The sequence below is a fragment of the Sorangium sp. So ce693 genome (assembly GCF_051521375.1).
Lineage (GTDB): Bacteria > Myxococcota_A > Polyangia > Polyangiales > Polyangiaceae > Sorangium > Sorangium atrum.
This window is the reverse complement of the sequence record NZ_CP150347.1, coordinates 9137798-9149469: the sequence shown is the minus strand read 5'-3', so window position 1 is coordinate 9149469 and position 11672 is coordinate 9137798. Positions and strand designations below refer to the sequence as shown.

General features: G+C 73.3%; 9 protein-coding genes. 2 read left to right on the top strand and 7 right to left on the bottom strand.

Annotated elements, in window-relative coordinates; genetic code table 11:
* Positions 1–41: 41 nt before the first annotated feature.
* The 4 genes from WMF14_RS34145 to WMF14_RS34130 all read right to left on the bottom strand — a co-directional run bounded on the left by WMF14_RS34145 (position 42) and on the right by WMF14_RS34130 (position 3993).
* A complete protein-coding gene (locus tag WMF14_RS34145) occupies positions 42–1556 on the bottom strand; it encodes an FHA domain-containing protein (RefSeq protein ID WP_437793023.1) in 1515 nt (504 codons plus the stop codon).
* Positions 1557–1906: 350 nt separating this feature from the next.
* The gene (locus WMF14_RS34140) at positions 1907–2593 is read right to left on the bottom strand and encodes a TIGR00266 family protein (RefSeq protein WP_437793021.1); all 687 of its coding nucleotides are present in this window, start codon (positions 2591–2593) and stop codon (positions 1907–1909) included.
* 15 nt (positions 2594–2608) lie between these two features.
* Complete coding sequence (locus WMF14_RS34135; RefSeq protein ID WP_437793019.1) at positions 2609–3277, bottom strand: TIGR00266 family protein; 669 nt, start codon at positions 3275–3277, stop codon at positions 2609–2611.
* A gap of 20 nt (positions 3278–3297) precedes the next feature.
* A complete protein-coding gene (locus WMF14_RS34130; RefSeq protein ID WP_272095217.1) occupies positions 3298–3993 on the bottom strand; it encodes a TIGR00266 family protein in 696 nt (231 codons plus the stop codon).
* A 159-nt stretch (positions 3994–4152) separates the two neighbouring features.
* On the opposite strand from WMF14_RS34130, the gene WMF14_RS34125 reads away from it, so the two are divergent.
* Positions 4153–6729: a protein kinase domain-containing protein gene (locus WMF14_RS34125; RefSeq protein WP_437793017.1), complete on the top strand. Its 2577-nt coding sequence runs from the start codon at positions 4153–4155 to the stop codon at positions 6727–6729.
* 94 nt (positions 6730–6823) lie between these two features.
* Here WMF14_RS34125 and WMF14_RS34120 read toward each other — a convergent pair whose 3' ends face one another.
* The 3 genes from WMF14_RS34120 to WMF14_RS34110 form a co-directional block, all read right to left on the bottom strand.
* On the bottom strand, positions 6824–7345 hold the full coding sequence (locus tag WMF14_RS34120; protein ID WP_437793016.1) for a hypothetical protein: 522 nt from the start codon (positions 7343–7345) through the stop codon (positions 6824–6826).
* 9 nt (positions 7346–7354) lie between these two features.
* Positions 7355–9283 carry an AarF/UbiB family protein gene (locus WMF14_RS34115; RefSeq protein WP_437793014.1) on the bottom strand — a complete coding sequence of 643 codons (1929 nt, stop codon included), beginning with the start codon at positions 9281–9283 and terminating at the stop codon, positions 7355–7357.
* 74 nt (positions 9284–9357) lie between these two features.
* Positions 9358–10500, bottom strand: a complete 1143-nt coding sequence (locus WMF14_RS34110; protein WP_437793012.1) for a serine hydrolase domain-containing protein — start codon at positions 10498–10500, stop codon at positions 9358–9360.
* 152 nt (positions 10501–10652) lie between these two features.
* Here WMF14_RS34110 and WMF14_RS34105 point away from each other — a divergent pair, with 152 nt between their 5' ends.
* Positions 10653–11528 carry a protein-L-isoaspartate O-methyltransferase family protein gene (locus tag WMF14_RS34105; protein WP_437793011.1) on the top strand — a complete coding sequence of 292 codons (876 nt, stop codon included), beginning with the start codon at positions 10653–10655 and terminating at the stop codon, positions 11526–11528.
* The last annotated feature ends 144 nt before the right edge of the window (positions 11529–11672 follow it).

Below are 11672 nucleotides of genomic sequence, written 5' to 3'. Positions count from 1 at the left end.
TCATCGACGCACGCGGAAAGGAGAATGGAAGCGCCCGGCGGCTACAGGCCCTTCTTGTCCAGCTTGTCCAGGGCCGCGGTCGCCTTGTCGCGGCAGACGGCGTCGCCCTGGTGGATGCAGATGGCGCGCAGCAGCTTGATCTCGCTGGCCGACGCCTTCCCGTTCCAGACCTTCGGCTCGAGCGCCCGCCGCTGCGCGGGGTACGAGCTCGAATCGAGGGCAGAGCTCGCCGGCGCGGCGCCCGAGGCCGAGGGCGCGGGCGCCGAGGCCGAGAGCGTGGGCGCAGGCGCAGGCGCAGGCGCAGGCGTGGGTTGCTGCGGCAGCCAGGACGCCGGCGAGCCGACGTGCGCCGGCACCGGCTCCGGCTCGGGCGGCGCCTCGGGGTCGACCTGCCGCCGCATCTCGGCCACCCGCGCGCGGAGCGCCGTCGGGACGCCCGTCGTCTTCGCGATCTCGTTGAGCAGCGCGAGCTTCTCCGCCTTCGTCCCGGCCTGCTCGACCTGCCGGAACATCCCCTCCGCCCAGCGCTCCTCGATCTCCTTGAAGCGCGGCGTCTCCCGGACCGGCGACGTCTCGGCGATCTCCTGCAGCTTCCGGTGCGCGGCGTCGATGTTCCCCGAGAGGAGGTGCTCCTGCGCCGCGTCGAGGATCTGCGCGTCGTTGCCCGCCAGCGCCGGCGCCGCGGGCCTCACGTCCGGCTCGGGCGTCGTCGACCCGTGCGACCGGGCGCGCGTGGCCACGATCACGGCGATGACGACGATCAAGGCGACAGCGAGCAGGAGCCCCATCGCCTTGCTCGCCCCGCCGAGCGAGCGGGACGACTGCGCGGAAGGGGCCACGCTCCCGTAGGCGCCCGGCGCCACGCCAGGCCCGCCGTCCGGCCCCGCGCGAAAGATCTTGCCTGCAGCGACGAAGCGGAGGCGGACGTCGCCGAGCTCGAGCGCGTCGCCCGCCTCGAGCAGGCCCCGCTTGAGCTCGACGCCGTTGATGCGCACGCCGTTCGCGCTCTGCTTGTCGACGACCTCGTAGCGGCCGCTGCCGAGGCTGATGAGCTCGGCGTGCAGGCGGCTCACGGAGCTGTGGTTGATCGAGATGGTCGCGTCCTCGGAGCGCCCGATCGTGAAGCGCTCGCCGTCGAGCGGGAACTCCGCGCCGGGGGTCGGGCCGACGACCATGACGAGCCGGTTCGGGCGGGTGTGGAGCGGCAGGTGCGCCGTGCTGCGGCTGCCCGGCGGCGGCGTCGGGCTCGTCACGGCGGACGAGAGCGCCTCATCGACGATCTCGATGCGGTAGTCGCCGAGCTGCACGAGGTCGCCGTGGCGCAGGTGCTGCTCGCCCTGGACGCGCCCGCCGTTGACGTACGTGCCGTTGTAGCTGTCGAGATCCCGGATGAGCCAGCCCTGGCCGTTCTTGGCCAGCGTGGCGTGGGTGCGCGAGACGTTGCGATCGGTCAGCCGGATCGAGTTCGACTCTCCGCGTCCGAGCGCGTACTCCTCATGGGCGAGGGGGAGCCCCGTCTGTTTCCCCTCGTCATCCTCGATCGTCAGCTTCCACATAGCGGGTTCGGGGTACTCAGGCGGGGCCAGGCTCGCCCCGCGAGCCCCTGTGGATCCGTGGCAACCACCGCTCGCCGTACGAGCCTCCTCAGCGAGGCGGGACTACTTTAGCGAGTCCGCCTCCGGGAAGGCAATGACGGCGCGCCGGCCCACGGCGGGCGGCCGGGACCGCGCCGTCGCCGGCGCCGAAATCCACGAGCGTTCCTCGGACCTTCGCGCGCGCAGGGGGCATGCGCGCGGCTCCGAGGCGCGCGCCGGGGCACGCGCGCAGCGAGCGCCGGGCGGGCCAGGCAGGCCGCCCGCCCGCGCGGCGAGCCCGGAAGGACTGGCCGGCCTTCTGGCGGGCGGAGCTAGTGGCCGCCGCCCACGGGCCGGAACGGATGGAGGAACGCCGAGAGCGCCCCCGGGTTCCGGGTCTGCAGCCAGAGCCTCCCGTGCCCGCGGAACTCGCAGACGAGCCCCTCGCCGGACAGGAACAGGCCCTTCAGGCCGGCCAGCTTGCGCACCTGATACCTCAGGCCCTCCGTGAACGCGAGCAGATGGGTGTTGTCGCAGAGATATCCCTCGTGCTGGCGGCCGACGTCGATCGCGTGGATACCGCCGTAGCTCGAGAACCAGATCAGCCCTTCGCCGTACGCCCTGATCAGCAACAGGCCGCCGGCGAAGAAGCCCTTGGCCCCCTGCCACGTCGTGTCGAGCGTGATGCCGGGCGTGGAGGCGAGATAGGCGCCCGACTGGAGGAACACCTCCATGCCCGAGCGCAGCACGAGGCGCTCGATCGAGCCCTCGGGGGCCGGCGCGAGCCGCATCGACTGCATGGGCGCCGTCGCCGTGAAGGTGTCCTGGAAGAGGCTCTCTCCGGCCGTCATCCTGCGCTTGAGCGCGCTGGCGAGCCCGCCCTGCAGGCTGGTCTTCACGTCGATGGCCGGGTCGCGCGCGACCATCGCGCCGCTCTCCGCGACGATCTGCTCGCCGGCGTGCTCGAAGGTCACGTGGAGCACGCCGAACTCGGGGTTGCCTCGGATCTCGTCGCGCACGCCGTCCCCCGATCTCTAGGGCTGCCGCGGGGCGAGCCGCGCGCCGATCGCCGCGCCGTACCTGCCGGCGTTGCGCGACTGGACCCACAGGCTGCCGTTCCCCTCGACGTGGCAGACGAGGCCCTCGCCCGAGAGCCACGTGCCGTGCCACGTCGACGTGTTCTTGCCGATCCGGCAGGCGAGCGTCGACTCCCACGCTGCGATGTGCCCCGTGTCGATGACGACGTGGCCTCTCACCTCGAGCTCCTCGAGCGCGCCGAACGCGCCGATGATCATCTGACCGTGCCCCGCGGTCTCCAGCGCGAAGAGCCCCGCCCCCGAGAAGAAGCCGCGCAGGCCGGAAGAGCGCGTCCTCACGTCGACATCGGGGCTGGACGCGACATAGGCGCTGCTCTGGACGCACCATTGCCTGTCACCCACCTCCAGCACGGCCATGTCCCCGGACAGCGGTGTCGCGAACAGCACCTCTCCGCGCCCGCCCTCCGCGGCGAACGCGTTCCTGTAGAAGGACTCTCCGGCCAGCATCCGCTTCAAGCCCGACATGATGCCGCCCGACTGCGTCTCCACGCGCACGTTCGTCGACATGCCCACGAGCGCGCCGCTCTCCGCGAACACGCGCTCGCCCGGGTCGAGCCAGCACTGCGCGAGGGCCTGGGAGGGACGGTAGAGGAGATTCACCTGCATCGGACGTCTCCGCCGCTCCCTCAGGGCGGGAGCAGCGGCGCGAGCCACCCCACGAGCGCGCCGGCGCTGCGCGACTGGATCAGCACGCGGCCGGTGCCCGAGAGCTCGCACACCACGCCTTCGCCAGAGACCATGAGGCCCGTGAGCCCGCCGCCAGGGCTCCTGATCTTGAGCGCCAGCGACGCGTCGAACCCGACGAGGTGCCCGCTGTCCACGACGAGCGACCCGTCGCAGGGGAGCTCCTCGATCGCCCCGTAGCTCGTGATCCAGAGATCCCCGACGCCGGAGGCCTCGATGAAGAAGACGCCCTCCCGCGCGAGGATGGCGCGCAGCCCACCCCAGCGCACCTTGACGTCGACGTCGCCCGCGCTCGCGAGGTACGAGCCCGCGCTGAAGAGCAGCGTCTCTCCCTGGAGGCGGACGTGCTTGATGCCGCCGCTGAGCGGCGGGGCAAGCCACACCCACCCGCCCTCCGGCGCCTCGATCCAGCTCACGAAGAACGTCTCGCCCCCCGCGAGCTTCCGGAGCAGCGCGACGAGGAACGCCTTGAGCCGCCCGAGCAGCCCGGCCCCGCGGCCCGCGTTGAGCCGGACCTCCGTCCGCAGGCTCGGCGACCGCGCGACCATCGCGCCCGCCTCCGCGAGCAGCGCCTCGCCCGGATCGAGGCTCACCTCCAGCAGCGAGGACGACGGCTCATGCTTGGTGCGATGCTGCATTCATCCACCCGCGGAGCGCATACATATAACGGAGCGACGCCAGGAGCGGAAGCGGGAAGAAGGTATGTCGAGGTGAGCGGGACGCGGCGAATTTCATGTTTTCTGTCCGGTGGTTCGCTCGCGCTGACTTCTGCCCTTCAGCGTGGGTAGACTGAGCGGGTGAGCGACAGGCGATTTACGGCCTCCGAGCCGACGCCCCGCGCCGAGCCGCGCAGCGAGCCGAGCCATGGGTCTGGCTTCGTCGCGGCGCCACAGCGCATCGCCGGGCGCTACGAGATCCTCGGCCTGCTCGGCACCGGCGGCATGGGCAGCGTGTACCGCGTCCGCGACGTGGAGCTCGACGAGATCGTCGCCCTCAAGATGCTCCGCCGTGATCTCGCCGACTCCGCCGGCATGCTCGAGCGCTTCCGGCAAGAGGTGAAGCTCGCGCGCCGCGTCACGCACAGGAACGTGGCGCGGACGTTCGACTTCGGCGACCACGACGGCGAGAAGTTCCTCACGATGGAGTGCGTCGAGGGCGAGTCGCTGCACAGCGTCCTCGCGCGGACGGGCCCGATGCCGTCGCAGCAGGCCATCGGCATCGGCTGCTCGCTCTGCGACGGGCTCGGCGCCGCGCACGCGGCGGGCATCGTGCACCGCGACCTCAAGCCCGAGAACGTGCTCATCGACAGGAACGGGCGCGTCGTCATCACCGATTTCGGCATCGCGCGCGCCTCGTCCGGGCCGAGCGCCGGCGAATCGCAGGGCTTCGTGCTCGGCTCTCCCGCGTACATGTCGCCGGAGCAGCTGACCGGCGAGCCCGACCTCGACGCGCGCACCGACATCTACGCGCTCGGCATGATCCTCTTCGAGTGCCTCACCCACCGCCGCGCGTGGCCGGGCGCCGGCGCGATCGCAGCCGCCATGTCCAGGCTGAAGTCTCCGCCGCCCGACCCGCGCTCCGTCCGTCCGGACGTGCCCCTCGCCGTCGCGGACGTCGTGCTGAGGTGCATGGCGATACGCCGGGAGGATCGCTACGCCAGCGCGGCCGAGGCCCACCGCGCGCTCCTGCTCGCGCGCTCGCGCCTGTCGATCGCGCCGCAGCCGGCGCAGTCGCTCGTGTCCGCCATCGCCGCGTCCGCCGCCACGGCCGCGCCGACGGCGCCGCAGCCGATCGAGCAGAACCCGACCCGGGTCGCCGCGGCGCCGGTCGAGGAGGTCACGGCGCCGCAGCGTCGCCTCAACTCGCCCACGCTGGCGGCGCCCGTGCCCACGCCCGCGCCGACGTCGTCGCTGAAGACGGTCGCCGTGCTCCCGTTCCGCAACGTCGGCGCGCCGGACGACGAGTACCTCGCCGACGGCTTCACCGAGGACCTCACCGACACCCTGTCGATGACCGCCGGCCTCAAGGTCCGGCCGCGCGCCGCGGTCTCGCGGGTGCGGCTCGACGGCCGCGATCCCAGGGATGTCGGCCGCGAGCTCGGCGTGCAGGTCGTCGTCGAGGGATCGATCCGCCGCACCGGCGGCGGCGGCTACGGGCCCGATGGGCCGCGCTCGCAGCCCCCTGCGCCGTACTCGCGGCCGGGGTCGCGCATGCCGCCTGGCGGCGTGCGCGTGACCGTGCGTGTCATCGGCGTCGAGGACGGGTTTCAGCTCTGGGCGAAGCGGTTCGACAGCTCCCCCGAGGCGCTGCTCACGGTGAGCGACGACGCGGCGGGCGCGATCGCCGCGGCGCTCACCGTCGACGCCGCGAGCCGCGAGCGCGAGTCGCCGAGCGACCCGCGCGCGATCGATCTCTACCTGCGCGCGCGCCACCAGATGCGTCGCCTCTGGTATGGGGATGCCGCGCCGGCCGTGGCGCTCTTCGAGGAGGCGCTGTCGTTCTCCCCGAACGATCCGAGCATCCTGTCCGGTTACGCGATCGCCTTCGCGCGGCTGATGGGCGCGCGGGGCGAAGGCGCGGCGCAGTTCACGAAGGCGCAGCAGGCCGCCGAGCGCGCGATCGCGCTGGCCCCCGCGCTGGGCGAGCCGTGGGTGGCCCTCGCCACGGTCCGCTTCAGCGCGGGCGATCCGGTCGGCGCCGTCCCGGCGCTGCGCAAGGCGCTCCAGTGCGCGCCGAGCCTGGCCAAGGCGCACGAGCTGCTCGGCCGCATCCTCCTCGAGGCGGGGCTCGTCGACGAGGCGATGTTCCGGCTCGACACGGCGCTGGCGCTCGATCCGAGCGAGCCGTTCCCGCGCTGGGAGCTGGCGCGCGGCCGCGCGCTGCTCGGCGACTGGCCCGCGGCCGGCGTGCTGCTCGACCTGCCGGCGGAGGACCCGTCGAGCCGCTTTCACAAGGCGGTGATGCGCGCCCGCTTCGGGCTGTGGCGCGGCGCCGCGTTCTCCATCGACGACCTGCCGCTCGCGACGGAGACCATCCCGATCCAGTACGCGCGCATCTACCGCGACGTGCTCGCGACGTCGCGGCTCTCGGACGAGCAGCGGGCGTTCCTGAGCGCGAAGGCGGACAGCTCCGAGCCGGGCAGCCGGCTGCGCCCGCTCTTCTTCCAGATGTACGCCGAGATCCTCGCCTTCCTCGGCGAGGACGACGCGCTCTTCCGCGTGCTCGCCGGCGCGGTGGACGCGGGGCTCTTCGACGCCTTCTGGATGCAGCGCTGCGCTGTGCTCGACGGCGCGCGCGCGGACGCGCGCTTCGCACCGCTCCGCGCGCGCGTCGAGGAGCGGGCCGCGGCGATCATCGCCGCGTTCAAGGCCTGAGCGCCGCGGCGCGGAGCACAGCGCGCGGAGCACAGCGCGTGGAGCATGCGAGGAGCTCGGCTCGCGTGCGCGGCGCTCGGCTCGTGCGCCGCGCTCAGCTCCTGCGCGCGTTCTTGGCCGCCTTGGAGACGGCGGGCATCAGCAGGTCGCCCTCCACGTGGCCGGAGACGTCCAGGATGGTGCGCCCCTCCGCGTCGCGCCCGGGGCGCTCGCGCGTGTAGCGCTCGGCGGGCGCGGCGAGCACCACGCCGAGGTCGCGCGCGGCGCCGGCGAGCTCGACCGAGAGCGCCTCCTCGACGAGGCGGGCCCGCTCGCTGCTCGACGAGCCGGCGGGGATGGCGACGGCCACCGAGCCCGCGACGACCCCGCCCTTCGCGAGCAGCCCGTGCGGCGAGCCCGTCGTCTGCGCGAGCTTCAGCGCGACGCGTGCCGCCTCGCAGCGGTCGCGCGCGGCGGCGAGCGACGCCGCGCCGCGGCGGAGGATCTCGCGCGCGTCCTCCGCTGGAGCGCCGCGGTACTCCTCGGCGAGCTCCGCGTTCTCCTCCCTGATCCGCGTCACCTCGGCCTCGGCGGCCGCGACGTCGGCCTCGTACTGGGACAGATCGATCGAGCTCATGGCGTGTCGTCACCCTCGGTTCGTGAACAGCAGGCTCCCTGCGAGCAGCGCCCCGGCCGCAGCGGCGCCGTAGAGGCAATAGCGCGCGAGCGCCGCCTGGCCAGCCAGGTACAGCTCTAGCCCCGCGAAGCCCGCGGCGATCGCGAGCGCCGCGTAGATGAGCTGGCGCACCCCCGTATAGACGAGCGACGCGGCCTGGGCGAGGCCGCGGATCTTCACCTCGGCCTCGCCGCGGTTCGCGCGCGTGAGGTACTTGCGCAGGTCGTCCGGGATCGTCAGCGCCTTGATCCCCATGTCCTTCGCGGCCTCGAGGGCGATCTGGGCCCAGTCGCGGCTGCCGAGGACGAAGTCCTGCAGGTAGGGGCGCACGACGTCCATCGGGTTCAGGTCCGGATCGAGCTGCGTGCAGACGCCGGTCAGGAGGAGGAGGGTGCGCTCGAGCAGCACGAAGTCGCGCGGCACGTGGAACGCGCCGGAGAGCTCCTTCAGCCCGATGTTCATGCGCCGGAGGTCGATCAGGCTCTCGATGCCCTTCTGCGGGTCGAGCTTGATGTCCTTCAGGTTGAACGACTCGAGCTTCACCTCGTCCTGGAAGCGCTGGTGGAAGAACTCGACGACCTTCTCGCTGACGTCGACGGCGTCCCGCCGCGAGAAGAAGCGCATCTTGCGCAGCGCCTTGATGATCCCCTCCGTGTCGCGGCGGATCACCGCCTCGAGGAACTCGGGGATGCCCTCGCGCATCTCCTGGGAGAGCTCGGCGACCGCGCCGAAGTCGAGCAGGATGAGCTCCCCGCCCGGCCCGACCAGCATGTTCCCCGGGTGCGGATCCGCGTGGTAGATGCCGTCGATGAAGATCTGCTGGCAGAAGACCTGCACGATCTGCCGCGCGAGCGCCTTGCGGTCGACGCCGTGCGCGTCGAGCGCCGCGACGTCGCCGACCTTGATGCCCTCGACGAACGTCGTCGTCATCACCCGGCGCGTGCAGTAGGCCTCGATGGGCCGGGGGAACCGGACCTGCGGCTGCTTCGCGAAGTTGTCGGCGATGCGCACGATGTTCCTGGCCTCGCGCACGAAGTCGAGCTCCTCCAGGATCATCGAGCGGATCTGGTGGTGGTAGGCGTCGAGCCCCTGCACGGGCACGAACTGCGCGACGATCGCCATGATGCGGCGGATGGTGCGCAGGTCGAGGCGGACGATCTCGTCGATGTCGCGGTGCTGCACCTTCACGGCCACGCGCGTGCCGTCCATGAGCCACGCCTCGTGCACCTGGCCGAGCGACGCGCTCGCGAGCGGCTCCCTGTGGAAGCGGGCGAAGACCTCGCCGATGGGGCGCCCGAGCTCCTCGGCGATGCGCGCCTCGATCTCCTCGTAGGGGCGCGGCGGCACCTGGTCCTGCAGCCCCTCGAGCCCCGCGCGCAGCGTCGCGGGGAGGAAGTTCGCCATGATGCTGAGCATCTGGCCGACCTTGATGAAGAGGCCCTGGAGCTCGACGATCGTGCGCTCGATGCGGCGGGCGTTCCTCGCGTGGACCTCGTCCACGCGGTTGTTCGCCCACGTCTCCCCGAAGAGGCGGCGGAGGAAGAAGAACCAGAGGTAGCTCGCGAGGACGGTGAACGTCGTCAGGTACGCGCGGATGAAGCGGCCGCTCTGCGCGGCGTTCTGGCGGAGCGAGCTCGGCGTCGCGGCGGGGGTCTGCGCGCGCCGCGGCGCCCTGGCGGACCCGGGCGGCGGGGCGTTGCCCGCGTCGGGAGGCCTCGGCGCACCGTCCGCATCGTGCTCGCGCTGGACCACGCCGGGGTGCGGCTCGCCGCCTGCGTCGTCGCGCTCGCGCTGGACCATGCCGGGGTGCGGCTCGCCGGGCGCGCGCGGCGGCTCTGCGGGCGAGCGAACCAGCCCGGAGGACGGGCCCAGCTCTTCGGGGACGGCGCCGTGTGACACCGCGGCAGCCTAGCATCGCTCCGCGCCGGCCCGCGAAAACGCGGGAGCGATGCGGCGCGCCATCCGTCCTCGCGTCATCGCGCCCGCGCCATGGTCTCTGCGATCGCGTCATAGACGGCGGGCCGCGCGCGACGGATCGCGTCGGAGGCGCGCGTCGGGTGGACGCGGTTCGTGAGCAGCACGCCGACGAGCTCCGCTTCCGGATCGATCCACAGGCTCGTCCCGGTGAAGCCGAGGTGGCCGAAGGTCTGCGGGCCGAAGCGCGCGCCGGAGCTCGGCCTCTCGCCGCTCCTGCCGTCGAACCCCGCGCGCAGCGACCCGCCCGGGCGCGGCGCGATCAGCCGCCGGACCTCGTCGCGCGAGAGCCACTCCGGGCGCTCGCCCGCGAGCGCCTCGAGCAGCGCGACCCCGAGCCGCGCCACGGACATGGCGTCGCCGAAGAGGCCCGCGTGCCCGGCCATCCCGTCGCGCGCGATCGTCCACGCGTTGTCGTCGTGCACCGCGCCGCGGATCATGCCCCCGCGGAACGCGACGTCCTCGGTGGGGACGACCCGCTCGTCGAACCGCGGATCGCGCCGCCGGAGCGCGCGGACCGGCGCGACCGCGAGCCCGAGGGGGCCCGTCACCTCGCGCGCGACGACCTCGTCGAGCTCGGCCTCGCCGCGCCGCGCGACCGCTGCGCCGAGCAGCAGGTACCCGAGGTCGCTGTACACCGGCGGGAACCCGCCGGCGGGCGGATCGCCCTCGCACTCCGCGCGGCGCCCGTTCGCGCAGGCCAGCAGCGCGCCGAGGGGATCGATCGGCGCGTCGTCGCCGGGCGGATGGAGCGGTCGGTGCGCCTCGAGCCCGGCGCGGTGGGCGGCGAGGAGCTCGAGCGGCACGCGCGCCGACCGCGTACCGGCGAGCTCTGGCAGCACCTGCCCGAGCGGCTCGTCGAACCTCACCTTGCCGGCGCGGGCGAGCCGGGCGAACGCGAGCGCGGTGAACGGCTTCGTCACCGACGCCAGATCGAAGATCGCATCACCCGTCGCCGCGGCCGGCGTCGCGCCGCCGGCGCCTGCCGGCGGGCTATCTTCCAGCCACAAGCGTCCCGCGGCGCCCGCTCCGTACCGGACGTTGTCTCGCGTGCGCACGGCTGCTGCGACGCACGCGCACGGCGCGGCCCGATGCGCTTCGATCGCGAGCGCTGCGATCGCCGTGAGATCGACGGGGGTCATGGCCGAGGATGAGGAGGGCAGGGCGCCCGTGTCAAACGAGCTCTGGTGGCCGGCCGGATGGCTCGGCGGATGAGCCGGACGACGCATGGACAATCGCGACGCGCTCCCCGAAAAACCGAGCCGCACGGCCGGTCCTGCTTCAGGATCTCCCCGTGGCTTCTCCCGTGGGCACCGAAACACGCGCCGCCGTCGCGCCGCTCGCCGCGCTCGCGGCGAGGTACGACGATCGCCGGCCCGATCGCTGGGAGCCGGTCCCCGAGCGGCTCGACGCGGCCATCGCGTGCGACGTCGAGCTCGCCGAGGCCGGGCGTGTTGCGCGGGCGCCGCTCGTGGCGGAGCTCGCGCGCCGCTTCGAGTTCCTCGCCCACTACCTGGACGCGATCCTGCTCGTGCCGCGCGAGCGCTTCGTCCTGCCGGAGGATCTCGCCGCGTCAGCGGACGACACCCCGCTTCCGCTCGACCGCGCGGGGCACGCGACCGTGAGCGCGCCGCACGCGTACCTGCTCACGTACAGCCTGCTCGATCTCGGCCCGGGCGATCGCCTGCTCGAGCTCGGCACGGGCACCGGCTACGGGGCGGCGCTCGCGCGGCGCATCGTCGGCCCGACCGGGCACGTCGCCTCGATCGAGATCGACCCCGTGCTGCACGCGCGCGCGGTCCGTCTGCTCGGCGCGCGGCTGGATCGCCAGGAGGGCGACGAGGCGCTCGTGGCCAGCGCCGCCGGCCCGTCCGACGAGGGCGCGGGCGTCACGCTGCTGTGCGGCGACGGGCGCTCGCTCGCCGAGCGCGTGCTCGCGCGCTGCCCGACGTCGTCGTCGGAGCGGCCCTGGAAGGTCGCGGTGACGTACGCGCTGACCGAGCCTCCCACGGCGCTCGAGGCGCAGCTGAGCGACGGGGGTGTCCTCGTCGCGCCGGTCGGCGCGTGGGAGGGCCACCAGGAGCTCGTGCGCGTCGAGCGCCGTCAAGGCGCGCTCCTCCGCGAGGTGCACGGCGCGGTCCGCTACGTGGCGGAGCGCGGGCACAGCTAGCTCTCGCAGCGGCCACGCTCGACGGCTTCGCCGTCTGGTGTCGACCCATCCGGATTGGACGCTCCGTTCTCCGGACAGCGGGAGCCACCGCATCATCCCGTGCTGGCGGCCTGGTTCGTACGGGCGAACCTGTGCCATGTCCGT

Bases quoted from the DNA above. Each gene is read 5' to 3' on its own strand.
- WMF14_RS34130 (WP_272095217.1), bottom strand. From the start codon at position 3,993: ATGCAGCATCGCACCAAGCATGAGCCGTCGTCCTCGCTGCTGGAGGTG.
- WMF14_RS34145 (WP_437793023.1), bottom strand. From the start codon at position 1,556: ATGTGGAAGCTGACGATCGAGGATGACGAGGGGAAACAGACGGGGCTC.
- WMF14_RS34120 (WP_437793016.1), bottom strand. From the start codon at position 7,345: ATGAGCTCGATCGATCTGTCCCAGTACGAGGCCGACGTCGCGGCCGCC.
- WMF14_RS34135 (WP_437793019.1), bottom strand. From the start codon at position 3,277: ATGCAGGTGAATCTCCTCTACCGTCCCTCCCAGGCCCTCGCGCAGTGC.
- WMF14_RS34110 (WP_437793012.1), bottom strand. From the start codon at position 10,500: ATGACCCCCGTCGATCTCACGGCGATCGCAGCGCTCGCGATCGAAGCG.